The organism is Sphaerisporangium rubeum (genome assembly GCF_014207705.1).
GTDB classification, from domain to species: domain Bacteria; phylum Actinomycetota; class Actinomycetes; order Streptosporangiales; family Streptosporangiaceae; genus Sphaerisporangium; species Sphaerisporangium rubeum.
In genome coordinates this window covers 5,243,778-5,258,098 of sequence record NZ_JACHIU010000001.1, presented here as the reverse complement: position 1 = coordinate 5,258,098, position 14,321 = coordinate 5,243,778, and the positions used below count along the sequence as shown (strand labels likewise).

General features: G+C 72.6%; 12 protein-coding genes. 5 read left to right on the top strand and 7 right to left on the bottom strand.

The annotated features are described in order from the left end of the window. Nucleotides 1–263 precede the first annotated feature (263 nt). From BJ992_RS22400 to BJ992_RS22390, 3 genes are read left to right on the top strand one after another with little or no spacing between them, the layout of a single operon-like run. Nucleotides 264–1,223, top strand: a complete 960-nt coding sequence (locus BJ992_RS22400; protein WP_246497474.1) for a PhoH family protein — start codon at nt 264–266, stop codon at nt 1,221–1,223. A gap of 4 nt (nt 1,224–1,227) precedes the next feature. Continuing rightward, a complete protein-coding gene (gene ybeY, locus BJ992_RS22395) occupies nt 1,228–1,707 on the top strand; it encodes an rRNA maturation RNase YbeY (RefSeq protein ID WP_184984115.1) in 480 nt (159 codons plus the stop codon). After that, a complete protein-coding gene (locus BJ992_RS22390; protein ID WP_184984113.1) occupies nt 1,680–2,996 on the top strand; it encodes a hemolysin family protein in 1,317 nt (438 codons plus the stop codon). Before ybeY ends, BJ992_RS22390 begins: the two co-directional genes overlap by 28 nt. A 329-nt stretch (nt 2,997–3,325) precedes the next feature. Here BJ992_RS22390 and BJ992_RS22385 read toward each other — a convergent pair whose 3' ends face one another. From BJ992_RS22385 to eccB, 5 genes are all read right to left on the bottom strand, one after another. Then, nucleotides 3,326–4,651 (bottom strand): WXG100 family type VII secretion target, encoded by a 1,326-nt coding sequence (locus tag BJ992_RS22385; RefSeq protein ID WP_184984111.1) that lies wholly within the window; start codon nt 4,649–4,651, stop codon nt 3,326–3,328. 15 nt (nt 4,652–4,666) lie between these two features. Continuing rightward, nucleotides 4,667–5,065 carry a hypothetical protein gene (locus BJ992_RS22380; protein WP_184984109.1) on the bottom strand — a complete coding sequence of 133 codons (399 nt, stop codon included), beginning with the start codon at nt 5,063–5,065 and terminating at the stop codon, nt 4,667–4,669. Nucleotides 5,066–5,134: 69 nt separating this feature from the next. Beyond that, the gene (locus BJ992_RS22375; RefSeq protein ID WP_184984107.1) at nt 5,135–5,446 is read right to left on the bottom strand and encodes a WXG100 family type VII secretion target; all 312 of its coding nucleotides are present in this window, start codon (nt 5,444–5,446) and stop codon (nt 5,135–5,137) included. 28 nt (nt 5,447–5,474) lie between these two features. Beyond that, a complete protein-coding gene (locus BJ992_RS22370) occupies nt 5,475–5,792 on the bottom strand; it encodes a WXG100 family type VII secretion target (RefSeq protein ID WP_184984105.1) in 318 nt (105 codons plus the stop codon). A 175-nt stretch (nt 5,793–5,967) separates the two neighbouring features. Continuing rightward, a complete protein-coding gene (gene eccB / locus BJ992_RS22365; protein WP_184984103.1) occupies nt 5,968–7,407 on the bottom strand; it encodes a type VII secretion protein EccB in 1,440 nt (479 codons plus the stop codon). A gap of 152 nt (nt 7,408–7,559) precedes the next feature. Here eccB and BJ992_RS22360 point away from each other — a divergent pair, with 152 nt between their 5' ends. Continuing rightward, a complete protein-coding gene (locus BJ992_RS22360) occupies nt 7,560–8,063 on the top strand; it encodes a hypothetical protein (RefSeq protein ID WP_184984101.1) in 504 nt (167 codons plus the stop codon). A gap of 43 nt (nt 8,064–8,106) precedes the next feature. Here BJ992_RS22360 and BJ992_RS22355 read toward each other — a convergent pair whose 3' ends face one another. Both BJ992_RS22355 and eccD read right to left on the bottom strand, forming a co-directional pair. Next, a complete protein-coding gene (locus tag BJ992_RS22355) occupies nt 8,107–8,517 on the bottom strand; it encodes a YbaB/EbfC family nucleoid-associated protein (RefSeq protein WP_246497473.1) in 411 nt (136 codons plus the stop codon). 107 nt (nt 8,518–8,624) lie between these two features. Then, nucleotides 8,625–10,130, bottom strand: a complete 1,506-nt coding sequence (eccD, locus tag BJ992_RS22350) for a type VII secretion integral membrane protein EccD (protein ID WP_184984097.1) — start codon at nt 10,128–10,130, stop codon at nt 8,625–8,627. Between the two features lie 176 nt (nt 10,131–10,306). Here eccD and eccCa point away from each other — a divergent pair, with 176 nt between their 5' ends. Further along, the gene (gene eccCa / locus BJ992_RS22345) at nt 10,307–14,281 is read left to right on the top strand and encodes a type VII secretion protein EccCa (RefSeq protein WP_184984095.1); all 3,975 of its coding nucleotides are present in this window, start codon (nt 10,307–10,309) and stop codon (nt 14,279–14,281) included. Nucleotides 14,282–14,321 lie beyond the last annotated feature (40 nt).

Here is a 14,321-nt window from a genome sequence, read left to right as displayed (position 1 = left end):
CCGGAGGCCGTCCGCGCCCGGATAGCATGGGGTTATTCAGCGGCGCCGCCGGGCCCGATGCGAGAGCATGGAACCGCCAGATCCGCGTGAGACACGCAGAACCAGATGAGTACGACCGGGAGGCGAGCAGGCCGCAAGGGCCGCCCATGACCGAGTCACACGAGAACCGCAGCGCGCCTAACGGCGCGAGGACCGGCGAAGCGCCGCGCGGAAAGGGCCCTGCCCGCACCCAGGCGAAGGTCGTCATCCCCGACGACCACTCCATGGTGAGCCTCCTCGGCTCCCGCGACGAGTTGTTGCGCGTCATCGAGAAAGCGTTCCGCGCCGACGTCCACGTCCGGGGCAACGAGATCACGATCAGCGGCCCCCCGGAGGAGAGCGCGCTCGTGGTGCGCCTCTTCGAGGAGATGGTGGAGCTCCTGCAGTCCGGCGCTCAGCTCACCGCCGACGCCGTCGAGCGCAGCATCGCGATGCTCCGCATGAGCACCGCCAGGCCCGCCGACGTGCTGTCCCTCGACATCCTGTCGTCCCGGGGCCGCACCATCCGGCCGAAGACCGTGAACCAGAAGCGCTACGTCGACGCGATCGACAAGCACACCATCGTCTTCGGCATCGGGCCGGCCGGCACCGGCAAGACCTACCTGGCCATGGCCAAGGCCGTGAAGGCCCTGCAGGCCAAAGAGGTCAACCGCATCATCCTCACGCGGCCCGCGGTCGAGGCCGGGGAGCGGCTCGGGTTCCTGCCCGGCACGCTGTACGAGAAGATCGACCCCTACCTGCGGCCCCTGTACGACGCGCTCCACGACATGCTCGACCCCGACTCCATCCCGCGGCTGATGGCGGCGGGCACGATCGAGGTCGCGCCGCTGGCCTACATGCGCGGCCGCACGCTGAACGACGCCTTCATCATCCTCGACGAGGCGCAGAACACCTCGCCTGAGCAGATGAAGATGTTCCTGACCCGCCTGGGCTTCGGCTCCAAGATCGTCGTCACCGGCGACGTCACGCAGATCGACCTGCCCGGCGGCCAGCAGAGCGGCCTCAAGGTCGTCCAGGATATCCTCGACGGCATCTCCGACATCTATTTCAGCAGGCTGACGAGCGTCGACGTCGTCCGGCACAAGCTGGTGAGCGACATCGTCGACGCCTACAGCCGGTACGACCTGGCGACCGCCGAGCCGCACGCCATCAAGGGCGGCGGCAAACGCCCCAGGGGAAGATAAGAACATGAGTATCGAGGTGGCCAACGAGTCCGGGGTGGACGTCGACCAGGCCTCGCTCGTCGAGCTGGCCGGTTTCGTGCTGGGCCGCATGGGCATCCACCCGCTGGCCGAGCTGTCCATCCTGGTCGTCGACGAGGCGGCCATGTCCCAGCTGCACGAGCAGTGGATGGGGGAGCCGGGGCCGACGGACGTGCTGGCGTTCCCCATGGACGAGCTGCGGCCCACGCAGGGTGGCGCGCGTCAGGACGCCGACGTGCCGCTCGACCCCGCGCTGCTCGGTGACGTCGTGCTGTGCCCCCAGGTGGCGGCCAAGCAGGCCGCCGAGGCCGGCCACAGCGCGCGCGAGGAGCTGGAGCTGCTCTGCACGCACGGCATCTTGCATCTGCTCGGGTACGACCACGCCGAACCCGACGAGCACAAGGAGATGTTCGGCCTGCAGGGCGAGCTGCTGGAGGCATGGCGGGAGGTGCGGCGGGAGCCGTGAGTTCTCCCACCGGATGGTTGTTCGCCGCCGTCGTCCTCATCATCGTCGGCGGACTGATCGCCAGCGCGGAGACGGCGCTGGCGCGCATCTCGCGGGTGCGCGCCGAGGAGTTCGCACGCAGGGGGACGCGCAGCGCGCACCGCCTGCAGGCGATCGTCGCCGACCCGCCGCGCTACCTCAACCTGTTGCTGTTGCTGCGGCTGAGCTGCGAGCTCGGCGCCACGGTGATCGCGACGCTGCTGTTCATCGACATGCTCGGCGACGAGGGCCAGGCGTACGCCGCCGCGGCCGGCGTCATGATCGTGATCAGTTACGTCATCGTCGGGGTGTCCCCGCGCACGCTCGGCCGCCAGCACGCCGAGCCGATCGCGCTGGCCAGCGCACCCGTCGTGTACGGCCTGACCCGTATCTTCGGCCCGCTGCCGAAGCTGCTGATCCTGCTCGGCAACGCTCTGACGCCTGGCAAGGGTTTCCGTGACGGCCCGTTCACCTCCGAGGCGGAGCTGCGCGACCTCGTGGACCTCGCCGAGGAGCGGCGCGTCATCGAGCCCGACGAGCGGCAGATGATCCACTCGGTGTTCGAGCTCGGCGACACCATCGTCCGTGAGGTGATGGTGCCGCGTACGGACATGGTGTTCATCGAGCGCGGCAAGACCCTGGCGCAGGCGCTGTCCCTCGCGCTGCGCAGCGGGTTCTCCCGCATCCCCGTGGCGGGGGAGAACGAGGACGACGTGGTCGGCATCGCCTACCTGAAGGACATCGTGCGCCGCGTCCACGAGTCCGGCGACAACGGCGAGACCGAGCGGGAGAAGGTCGAGTCGATCATGCGTCCCGCCACCTACGTCCCCGACAGCAAGCCCATCGACGAGCTGCTGCGCGAGATGCAGGCCCGCCAGATCCACCTGGCCATCGTCATCGACGAGTACGGCGGCACCGCGGGCCTGGTCACCATCGAGGACGTCCTGGAGGAGATCGTCGGCGAGATCACCGACGAGTACGACCAGGAGACCCCGCGCGTCGAATGGCTCGACGACGGCGGCGCACGGGTGACCGCGCGCCTCTCGGTGGACGAGCTCGGCGAGCTCTTCGACACCGAGATCGACACCGAGGACGTCGACACCGTAGGCGGCCTCCTGGCTCACGCGCTCGGCCGCGTCCCCATCGCCGGTTCCCAGGCCCTCGTCGACGGCCTGAGCCTGACCGCCGAGACCACCGCCGGCCGCCGCAACCGCATCAGCACCGTGGTCGTCCACCGCCAGCCCGTCTCCACCACCGCCGAGACCGACTGACCCGTCTGCGCCACCGTCGGCCCCAGAGTGTCCCGTCGGTTGTCATCTCTCCCCTTCACCCTGAATGACCAGCTTCGAGTGACATGCGTGAAGGGTGCGGCAAGTACCTTTTAAGTGGATTGCAAGCGGCTCGTGACACCTTTCTTCCAGGCGCCCAATGGCTCGGGGCGCCGGTAGGGGGCGGTGTGCCGAGGAGGGGTTCGCGGCACGCCGTAAGGGCTGGGGGGATACGTCAGGGCCCCCGGCCGGCCGAGCCGGCCGGGGCCCCGACGCCACAAAGGGTGCCCGCCTGCGACTCGCAGGCGGGCACCCTTGGCGTTTATCCGGCTTCAGGTGATGACCGGGGGGGCCACGGTCGTGTCGCCGCCCCAGACGTTCTCGTCCTCGGTGAGCCAGGTCGTGCGTTCGCGTTCCCGGTCGCCTTCGCCTGGGGTGCCGCCCATGGGCATGAAGGGCATGCCGCCGAGGGGGGTGCCGGCGGCGGCGCGGCCGGCGAGGGCCGCCTGGCCTGCCGCTCCGGTGGCGGCGCCTCCGTAGGCGGTGCCTGGGCCCAGGGGGCCCGCGGTGAACGGGGTGGTGCCGAGTGGGCCGGTTCCCAGGGGGGTGGTGCCTGGGGGAAGGGTCGTCGGTGGGGTCAGGGAGGTCGGGACGGTGGGGAGGGTGGTGGCGTTCGGTGGGGGGACGGGTGGAGGGGTGGCGCCGGCCAGGCCGGTGGCCCTTGGGTCGTTCGGGTTGAGGCCGGTGCCGCCGGTGGAGCCGGGGGGTACGGCCGGGCCGTTGCCGGGGGAGTCGCCGTCGCCTGGCAGACCCGTGCCGGGGACGCCGCCGGTACCGCCGGAACCGGGGCCGCCCGCGCCGGGGAGGTCTGCGCCGGGGCCGCCGGTGCCGGGGAGGCCGGTGCCGGGGTGGACACCGCCGGGGAAGAGGTCGTCGGTGTTCGGGGTGCGGACGCCGCCGTAGCTCGGCATGCCGCCTGTTCCGCCGAAGCCGGAGCCGCCGCCGTAGCCGCCGCCACCGCCTCCGTAGCCGCCGCCACCGCCGCCTGGGTAGCCGGCCTGGGTCAGTGGGGGAGCGGTGGGGGGACCGGGGTCGGGGAGGACCATCGTGACCTGCTGGGGGAGGGTCTGGTAGACGGCGGTGATGCGCTGGTTGAGGCGCTCCAGGTGCTCCCGGGCCTTGTCGTTGTCACTTTGGGTATCGCCGGTGATGGCTCCCTCGATGATGGTGATCGGCGAGATGGTCTTCCAGTTGGCGCCGATGTCGTCGTCCCAGGTGAACCAGCCGCTGGTCGGCAGGTTGGCCTTGGCCTCGCGCAGGTCGGCGGCGTAGTCGTTGTGCGCGGCACCCACCTCGCGGGCCCGGTACGCCAGCTCGCGCGCCGTGGCGTGCAGCATCTGCAGCGCCTTCTGCGCCTCACCGGAGGACTTGTCCCGCCAGTGGCCCGCCATCGTCCCCGCCACGGACTCCAGCAACTGGTAGGTGTCCTCCAGCATGCCGGCCGCGCGGATGTAGGCGTTCCCCGCCGTGCTCAGCCAGTCGGGGTCGGTGTTCTCGATCTTCGAGCGCACGCTCTCGACGCCGCCGTACGTGCTCGGGTCTCCGTGCGGCGCGGCGGTCCCCGCCTTGATGGCCTGTATCTCGCTGATCCGGCCCATGTCCACCCACCTCGGCTACGTCAGGTCCTTGAGGCCGACATCGCTGGCGTGCTCGGCCCTACCGATGTTCTGGAACGCCGCCTCGATCACGGCGATCGCGGCCTCGTACTGCGCGACCAGCTTGTCGTAGCCGGTCGTGATCGCCGTGTGTCCCTGGTCGAAGACCACGCCGAGTTGCTGCGCCGCGTCCCACTCGCCGACGTGGGATGTGGTCACCTTGCCGTACGCGCGCAGGTGCTGCGGCGTGCCGGCCCCCACCCCTTTGAGGCGCTCCACGTCCTCACGCAGGGCCTTCAGCAGGTTGCGTACCGAGGGGTGGTGCAGGTCGACCCCGTCGCCGACCTTGATCCCCGGCCACTTGGGGTCGAGCCGCCACCCGTCGTACGCGAAGGCGCTGCCGCCGTTGTCGCTCATCACTGTTCCCCTCGCGCGGCCGCCGGTCATCGCGCGCCGGGACGGCCTGCCTGCCGGGACGGCCCGCTGTCAGCGGCCGTCGAACATCGAGACGTTGGCCTTCTCCGTGAGCGAGAAGTTCTCGTGTCCCTGCTCGATCACCGCGCCGAGCTGGTTGAGCAGCGCCGCCATGCGGCCGGACGCGGCGTCCCACTGCGCGCGTGCGGCCCAGTAGGCGTTGCGCGCCTCGCCGTCCCACTCGCCGAGCAGCCGGTCGAGTTCGCCTTCGAGCTGCTGGAGCGTGCCTTCCATGGCCTGCCACTGGCGCGCGAAGTCCTGCCGGCCGGCGGCCATGCTGCCGAAGTTGACGAGCGTACGGTCGACGTCGTTGTTGATCGCCATGATGGTCTCCGTCGGTCGTGGGTCGCGATCAGGCGTTGATGTTCGCCGACAGGCGGGTCGCGACACCGGCCTGCTCGGCCTCGGTGGTGCGGTACTTCGCCTCGACCGTGTGCAATTTCCGCGCGAGTTCGCCGAGCTCACGCAGCACGACGCCGAGCTCGGTGTTCCACGAGTTGTACACCGACTCGAAGGCCATGCCGGACTGCCCGCCCCAGCCGGCCCGGAGGTCCGCCACGTGTCCTTGCAGCTGGGTCTGGATGCTGCCGATCAGCCCGTGCGCGTTCTCGGTCCGCTTGGCGGCCTCGACGATCTGAGGGAGATTGGCGGCGGTCTGTTGCTGTGCCATGGGTTACCTCCATGTACGGCCGGTGCCGTTCTCGCAGTGGCCGCCATAAGGAACACGTCGCCGGCCCCCGCCTGATCACTGCAACACTAGGATCAATCCCCACATGGTGGACATGCGTCACATTACACGTCAATAACAGTTCTCGGCCCCTATGGCCCACCGAATCCCATGCACCTCACTGGACCTGCGCCGACGGCGTCCCCCCGGCCGGCACCGGCACCCGCGCCGCCGCCGGGTCCAGCGCCGGGCCCTCGGGGATCAGGTGCAGAAGGTGCGCGGGTACCGGCGTCACGTGCGCCGCGTCGTACCCGAGTATGGCGAGCACGTCGGCCGAGGCGAGCGCGAACCGCCGGCCCTGGTCGGTGATCAGCCAGTGGTCCCGCACCGCCTGCGCCTGGCCGTCACCCGGCAGCAGCCCGGCGAGCACCGCGCCACCCGGCGGCAGCAGCACCTGGTCCACGTGGTCGGGATCCGCGCCTGCGGCCGCCGGCGCCGGCATCGCGAGGCGTCCGCCGATGGTGAGGCTCGCGCGGGTGGAGCCCTTCTCGGTGTCGGCGTACACCGCGCACAGCGGCGCGGCGGGGTCCGGCGTCTCGATCCGCGGCATCGTGGCGGGAAGCCCGTCGGCGGCGAGCGACGTGCGCGACTGCGGGAAGGCGTTGGCGCGGGCCGCGTCCACCTCAAGTGGCCGCATGCGGCCACGTCCGTACGCGGCCTGGCTCGCCGGGTCCTGCAGCATCAGCGTCGCCTGCGTCTGCGAGATCGGCGCGAGACCGTCGCGCAGCAGGACGTACCACCTGGCGTCCCCGCCGGTCACCGCCGGCACCGTGTAGACACGGCCCACCGCGGACGGCAGGCCGTCGGGACCGCGCATGCGCTTGCCGCGGCCGGCGACACGGGGGCCCGTGAAGTCCGGGCCGATCGGCAGCGCGTTGAGCCACGACGCCGGCACCTGGCGCGGCCGGCTCGCCGTCAGCGCGCGCACCCCGGCGTCGCCGATCCGCATGCGGCGGTCGGCCAGGATCACCCACGACTGCTGGCCGTCGTCGGCGACCATGGCGCCGTTCCCGAAGGGCCGGCCGCCGACCGCCATGCCGCCGACCAGCGTGACGTACGGCCGCCGCGCGCCGCCGGACCCGGTGGTCTCCGCCACGCACGCCGACCAGGGACCCCGCACCAGCCGGTCCGGCGCCGGCAGCGACTCCGGGGCCCCGGCGATGCCGACCAGCGTGCCGCGGGAGAAACCCGCGAGCGAGGCCGGTGACACGGTGCGCACGGTCACGGTGGCGGTGCCGAGCAGCAGGCGGGCCGAGGTGTAGTTGGCGACCGGTATCAGCCGCTCCTCGGCCTTGCTGTAGACGTACGTGGCGCCGGTGCCCTCCTCGACGATGAGCGTGCCGGGCTCGGTGAGCGCGGTCGCGCCGCCGGGCCGCAGCAGCCCCCAGACGCCGAACGCGGCCGTGACGAGGACCGCCACGAGCACGCCGCAGAACATCGCCACGTTGTGCCGCCGCATCGGCGACTCGGGGACGTCGGGCTCACCTTGCAGCAGCGCCATGCCGAGGCGCTGCGTCATCAGGCGGTGCGCCTGGTACAGATCACGGCGGGTCTGCATGCCACCACCTCTCGCGACGCCGCGCGCCCCCTGTGGCGCGTGCCGACAGCATAGAAGGGACGTCTCGCCGGCGACGCCGGGATCACCGGATCAGTGAACGCTTCCCCGGTGGGTAGTGTGAGGTGGGCCCCGGACACGGACGGAGGCGGACGATGAACGTACGAGAAGCCGGAGCGGCGCCGCATCACGACCTCGCCGCACCTGCGGCACCCCTGCCGAGCCCGCACGGCATGACCGTGCCCCCGATACCGAACCCGGACCTCCCCGGTCAGCCGGACCCGGACGTCCCGCCGGTCCCGAACCCGGACCTGCCCGGCCGGCCGGACCCGGTCCCGCCACCGGTCCCCGACCCGGATCTGCCGGGCCGTCCCGGCCCCGCCGCACCCCCGGTGCCGGACCCCGACCTGCCCGGGTTCCCGAGCGCGCCTCCGGGACCGAATCCCGACCTGCCGTGGAACCCCGGCCCGCGGCCACCGGTGCCTGGCCCGCCTGATCCGTCCACGCCGCCGGTGCCGTCACCCGGCGTCCCGGGCCCGCCTGACCCGGAGCGGCCGCCGGTGCCGCGGCCCGACATCCCCGGCCCGCCGGACCCGTCCCGGCCCCCGGTGCCACCGCCGGACGTGCCGGAACCCGGGGATCACCGAGACCGGCGGTGACCCACGCTCCGGTGGCCGCCAAGGGCCGTGTCGCCGGACCCGGTCACGGGTCCAGGCGGCGGCGGAGGGTGTCGAGGCGGGCCATCGCCTCTTCGTAGGTGCGGACGGTGGTCTGGCCGAGGGGGGTGGTGTGCGGCGCCGGTTCGGCCGGTGAGCCGAGTACCTCGCTCATCAGGGCCACGGCTCTCTCGCGCAGGTCGTCGGCGGACGCGGCGATGACCTGCTTGATCAGGTCGGCGAGGTCCTCGGCGGACAGGCGCATGGCCGCGGGGTCGAGCCGCAGGTCGCGCAGCCCTTCCTGGGTGTACTCGGCGGTGACCAGCGCGTTTCCGTCGCTCGCGACACCGGTCAGCGCGCCGGTGCGCCGCTGGACCTCCTCCAGTCGCGCGAACTGTTCCTGCGTGCCGCGCAGCAGTTTCTCGGCGTCGATGTGGGCGAAGTCACCGAAGTCCATCACGCGAACCAACCTCCGTCGCCTCGCAGGCACTTTACCCCGCAGAGGCCCCAAATCCCTATGAACCGTGATCAACCGACCTGGCTGTCACCGATCGACACCCGTCGTCAGCCGGCCAGGCCGCGTACCCAGGAGTAGACGTCCAGTACGGCGAGCGTCAGCGGGAACAGCGCCATGACCAGCACGAACTCCAGTACGTCGCCGGCGCGGCCCCAGAACGGCGTCGGCCGCTCGGTGGACAGGAACAGGCCGGCGCCGGTCGCCACCGCGCCGGCCACCAGTAGCGCGGGAGCGATCAGCAGGGCCGCTTTCTGGCCGGTGAGCCCCACGGCGACGAGGAAGAGCACCAGCCCCGCCGTCCCCGCCGCGATCAGCCACAGCCGCTGGCCGACGCCGAGGAAGACCCGGGCCCGCACCAGCAGCGCCAGCGCGAGCACCACGTGCGTGGCGCGCGCGGCCCAGCCGTCCGCGCCGAGCAGCAGCACCTCGCCGGCGAAGGCGACCAGTGCCACACCGGCGGTGAGGCCCGTGGCGAAGCGCTCGGCCTCGACCGCGCGCCGTTTGACGTCGGGGCCGTCGAGCTCACCGGTGTCGGCGCGCAGTTCCTCGGCGTTCGCCGGCGCGGCGGGAAGCGGCAGGCGGGCCAGCCGGAACGACAACGCCGGGATCAGCGGCGTGCAGGCGAGCACGACGGTGGCGACGGCCGCCGCGGCGCCGGGAACCGGGACGTCCCAGACCATCACCGCGGCCGAGCCCGCCGCACCTGCGAGCGAGGCGACGACGACACCGAAGTAGCCCGGCAGGCCCTCGGCGACGGCCCACCCGGCGACGGTGGCGGCGAGCGCCGTCATGGCGAACCCGGCGAGCACACTCGGCGCGCCGAACCACAGCAGGCCGACGTCGCGGGCCGGCGCGAACATGCCGGCGAGGAAGGCGTACGGCAGCGCGGTGTACCCGATGGCGGCCCCGGCCCCCGCGTCGCCGAAAGCACGGGACAGCGCCGCCGCGCCGCCGGTCAGCAGCAGCGCGGCCACCCCGCAGACGATCGCGGCCGGCTGCCACGGCGGCCCCGCCACGGTCAGCGCGAGCGCTCCGGCCAGCAGGAACGCGATCGCCGCGCCGAGCCCGGTGGCCCGGGTGTGCCGTTCACGCCAGCGGCCGGCCCGTTCCTTGACGGCGGTCGCGATGGTGTCGGCCACGTCGTCGAACACCGCCTCAGGCAGTTCCGACGCGCGCGGCACGAGGTACAGCACCTCGCCGTCGCGCACCCCGAGCGAGCCGAGGCCGGAGTCCACGTCCAGCGGCCGTCCGCCGACCCGTTGCAGCACCCACCCGCTGGACACGTACGCCGGGTCGTCCCCCGTCTCCCCGGCGGCCCCGAGCATCCCCGGCAGCACGTGGGCCAGCGGCAGGTCGGACGGCACGGCCAGGTCGACTCTCTTGCGCGGCGTGACGACCGTCACCCGCGTCAGCGCGACCCCGGTCCCCGGCCCGCGGAGCACCGCCACCGGCGTCCCGCCTCCCTGCGCGGGAGGCGGCTGGACGACCGGCGGGCCGGCGGCGGCCGGTATCGCGGGGTTGGTCGCGGGTCCGGACGGCTCCAGTTGGGTCACGCGGAATACCGTAGCGGCCGGTTGGTGCGGGGTGCCGGGACATAAGGGGGTTTCTGGTGTGATGCCGGTGAAGGCGGATCAGGTAGGGGATTCGAGAGGCATGTGAGTTTTATCCGGAGATGGGGGTGTGGCTTTCGCTACGGTGAACGGGTCGGGCCGGCGAGGAGGGGAGTGGCGTGGGGATCGTCGTGGTGCGGCGCGGGGAACGCAGGCCACCGCCGGCGCCGCCGCGAGGGGAGATCGTGCTGGAGTCCCCGCCGGAGATCCCCGAGACCACGTCGGCGGGCTTCACGCAGGTGCTGACCTTCATGCCGATGGCCGCCGGCGGCGCGGCGATGGCGCTGATGTTCACCGGCGGCGGCGCGGGAAGCCCCATCATGTACGTCGCCGGAGGCATGTTCGCGCTGTCCATGGTCGGCATGAGCCTCAGCCAGATGGGACGGGCCGCGGGGGAACGCAAGTCGCGGCTCAACGGGCTGCGCCGCGACTACTTCCGCTACCTGTCCCAGACCCGCAAGAAGGTGCGCAGAGCCGCGCGGCAGCAACGTGAGGCGCTGACCTGGAACGGCCCCGACCCCGAGGCGCTGTGGGCCGTCGTCATGGGTCCGCGGCTGTGGGAACGGCGGCCGAGGGACGGCGACTTCGCGACCGTACGGGCCGGCACGGGGACGCAGGCGCTCGCCGTCCAGCTCGTCCCGCCGGAGTCCAAGCCGGTCGAGGACCTCGACGCCATGTCCGCCGGCGCGCTGCGCCGCTTCGTGCGCACCCACTCCACCGTGGCGGACCTGCCGATCGCCCTGGCGCTCCACTCGTTCGCGCGCATCGTGCCGACCGGCGACCCGGCGGCCGTGCGCGACCTCACCCGTGCGCTGATCTGCCAGATCGCGGCCTTCCACTCTCCCGAGGACATGCGCGTCGCCGTGTGCGCCGGCAAGGAGTGGATGTCCCAGTGGGACTGGGTGAAATGGCTGCCGCACGCGCTGCACCCGGAGGAGAGCGACGCCGCCGGTCCCGTGCGGCTCATGGCCGACGACCTGCGTGACCTCGACCGCCTGCTCGGCGCCGAGCTGAAGGACCGCGGCCGGTTCCGGCCCGGCCCCTCCCCTGAGTCGCTGCCGTACCACGTGGTGATCCTCGACGGCGGGTACGTCCCGCAGGACTCGCCGCTCGGCGCCGACGCCATCCAGGGGGTCACGCTCATCGACCTCAGCGGCTCGGCGTCCCCCGCCGAGGAGGCGCTCACCCTGCGGCTGGAGGTGCTGCCGGACCGGTTCAGCCGCGTACAGCTCGACCACGCCGGCAAGGAGATCGTCACCGGCCTCGGCCGGCCCGACCGCGCGTCGTACCTGCTGGCCGACGGCCTGGCCCGCCAGCTCGCGCCACTGCGCGCGTCCCCGGCCAAAGGCGGCGAGGGCCAGGACGTGCTCGCCACCGACATGACCCTGACCGACCTGCTCGGCGTGCCGGACCCGCGCCGTCTCGACGTCCCCGCGTTGTGGCGGCCCCGCGCGCCGCGCAACCGGCTGCGCGTCCCCATCGGGCTCGGCGCCGACGGCCGGGTCGTGGAGCTGGACATCAAGGAGTCGGCGCAGGGCGGCATGGGGCCGCACGGGCTGATCATCGGCGCCACCGGGTCCGGCAAGAGCGAACTGCTGCGCACACTGGTGCTGGGTCTCGCCACCACGCACTCGTCCGAGACGCTCAACTTCGTGCTCGTCGACTTCAAGGGCGGCGCCACGTTCCTCGGTCTTGAGTCGCTGCCGCACGTCTCCGCGGTGATCACCAACCTGGAGGACGAGCTTCCCCTGGTGGACCGCATGTACGACGCGCTGCACGGCGAGATGGTCCGCAGGCAGGAACTGCTGCGCGCGTCCGGCAACCACGCCTCGCTGCGCGACTACGAACGCGCCAGGGAACAGGGGGCCGACCTGCGGCCGCTGCCGACGCTGTTCGTGGTGCTCGACGAGTTCAGCGAGCTGCTGTCGGCCAAACCCGAGTTCATCGACCTGTTCGTCATGATCGGCCGCCTCGGCCGGTCCCTCGGCGTCCACCTGCTGCTCGCCTCGCAGCGCCTGGAGGAGGGACGGCTGCGCGGCCTGGACACGCACCTGTCGTACCGCGTCGGCCTGCGCACGTTCTCGGCGATGGAGAGCCGGGTCGTGCTCGGCGCCGCCGACGCCTACGAACTGCCGTCCGCGCCAGGCAACGGGTACCTGAAGTTCGACACCAGCGGCATGACGCGCTTCAAGGCCGCCTACGTCTCCGGGCCGTTCGCTCCGGAGTCCCGCAGGGAACGCCGCACCACGCCGGAACGGCGGCAGGTCGTGCCGTTCGGCCCCGCCTATGTGCCTGTGCCGGTCACGCCTGGCCCGGCCGAGCCGGAACCCGCGGCCGTCCCGGCCGGCCGGGACAGCCTGCTCGACGTCATGGTGCGGCAGTTCGCCGGGTACGGCCCGCCGGCGCACCGCATCTGGCTGCCGCCGCTGGCCGAGCCGCTGACCCTGAGCCACCTGCTTCCGCCGCTCAGCATCACCCCCGAGTACGGCCTCACCACGGCCGGCTGGGCCGGACGCGGCAAGCTGCGCGCGGTGCTCGGCGTCGTGGACCGGCCGTTCGAGCAGCGGCGCGACCCGCTCGGCGTCGACCTGTCCGGCGCGGCGGGTCACCTCGCGGTCGCCGGCGCGCCGCAGAGCGGCAAGAGCACCCTGCTGCGCACCCTCGTCACCGGGCTCGCGCTCACCCACACCCCGCAGGAGGCGCAGTTCTACTGCCTGGACTTCGGCGGCGGCACGCTCGCGTCGCTGGAGGGCCTGCCGCACGTCGGCGGGGTCGCCAACCGCCTGGACGCCGACCGGGTGCGCCGCACCGTCGCCGAGGTCACCGGGCTGCTGCGGCGGCGGGAACAGCAGTTCGCCGAGCACGGTGTGGACTCGTTCGCCGCCTACCGGCGTCAGGTCGCCGACGGCACACTGCCGGGGGACGGGTACGGCGACGTGTTCCTCGTCGTGGACGGATGGCTCACCGTGCGGCAGGAGTTCGACTCCCTTGAGCCGGTCATCACCGACCTCGCGGCCAGGGGCCTCGGGTACGGCGTCCACGTGGTGGCGGCGACCAACAAGTGGTCGGAGTTCCGGCCCGGCATCCGCGACCTGTTCGGGTCCCGGCTGGAACTGCGGCTCGGCGACGTGTACGAGTCCGAGGTGAACCGCAAGGCCGCGCTCGGGGTCCCCGAAGGCGTGCCGGGCCGGGGACTCACCAGGGACGGCCACCATTTCCTCGGCGCGCTGCCCCGCATCGACGGCGTGCGGCAGGCCGACGACCTCACCGTCGGCGTGCGGGCCCTGGTGGACGGCGTACGCGAGGCGTGGCACGGCACACCGGCCCCACGCGTACGGCTGCTTCCCGCCGTCCTGCCGGCGGACGCGCTGCCGGGACCCGAGCAGACGGGGCCGCGCATCCCGCTCGGCATCGACGAGGCCACCTTGTCGCCGGTGTTCGCCGACTTCGGCACCGACCCCCATCTCACCGTCATCGGGGACACCGAGAGCGGCAAGTCGAACCTGCTGCGGCTGGTCGCGGAAGGCGTCGTCGCGCGGCACGCACCCGCGCAGGCCAGGCTCGTCGTCATCGACTACCGCCGGTCCCTGCTCGACGCGGCCTACACCGAGCACCGCATCGGGTACGCCGCCTCGAGCACCACCGCCGCCGAGATGGTCGCCGAGGCCAGGCAGGCCCTGGTGGAACGGCTGCCACCGGCCGACCTGACCCCCGACCAGCTACGGTCGCGGTCCTGGTGGAAAGGCGCCGACCTGTACTTCGTGGTCGACGACTACGACCTGGTCGCCACCGGCGCCAACCCGCTGGCGCCGCTGCTCGACCTGCTGCCGCAGGCCCGTGACATCGGCATGCACCTGGTGCTGTCCCGCGCGATGGGTGGCGCGGGCCGCGGCATGTTCGACCCGGTCATGCAGCGCCTGAAGGACATGGCGAGCCCCGCCGTCATCCTCTCGGGGGACCGCGACGAAGGTGTCCTGTTCGGTGTCCGGCCGCACGCGCTGCCACCGGGCCGCGCCTACTACGTGGACCGCCGGTACGGCTCGCGGCTCGTGCAGACCGCCTTCCTGCCGCCGGAGACCCCCGTTGAGCGATGAGCGTCAGGCGCGGCGGCCGGAGACCCCGGCGGAGCGGTGA

What these genes read in the sequence shown, in the direction of transcription:
- BJ992_RS22400 (WP_246497474.1), top strand. Translation starts at nt 264, where the DNA reads ATGGTGAGCCTCCTCGGCTCCCGCGACGAGTTGTTGCGCGTCATCGAG.
- ybeY (WP_184984115.1), top strand. Translation starts at nt 1,228, where the DNA reads ATGAGTATCGAGGTGGCCAACGAGTCCGGGGTGGACGTCGACCAGGCC.
- BJ992_RS22390 (WP_184984113.1), top strand. Translation starts at nt 1,680, where the DNA reads ATGGCGGGAGGTGCGGCGGGAGCCGTGAGTTCTCCCACCGGATGGTTG.
- BJ992_RS22385 (WP_184984111.1), bottom strand. Translation starts at nt 4,651, where the DNA reads ATGGGCCGGATCAGCGAGATACAGGCCATCAAGGCGGGGACCGCCGCG.
- BJ992_RS22380 (WP_184984109.1), bottom strand. Translation starts at nt 5,065, where the DNA reads ATGAGCGACAACGGCGGCAGCGCCTTCGCGTACGACGGGTGGCGGCTC.
- BJ992_RS22375 (WP_184984107.1), bottom strand. Translation starts at nt 5,446, where the DNA reads ATGGCGATCAACAACGACGTCGACCGTACGCTCGTCAACTTCGGCAGC.
- BJ992_RS22370 (WP_184984105.1), bottom strand. Translation starts at nt 5,792, where the DNA reads ATGGCACAGCAACAGACCGCCGCCAATCTCCCTCAGATCGTCGAGGCC.
- eccB (WP_184984103.1), bottom strand. Translation starts at nt 7,407, where the DNA reads ATGCAGACCCGCCGTGATCTGTACCAGGCGCACCGCCTGATGACGCAG.
- BJ992_RS22360 (WP_184984101.1), top strand. Translation starts at nt 7,560, where the DNA reads ATGAACGTACGAGAAGCCGGAGCGGCGCCGCATCACGACCTCGCCGCA.
- BJ992_RS22355 (WP_246497473.1), bottom strand. Translation starts at nt 8,517, where the DNA reads ATGGACTTCGGTGACTTCGCCCACATCGACGCCGAGAAACTGCTGCGC.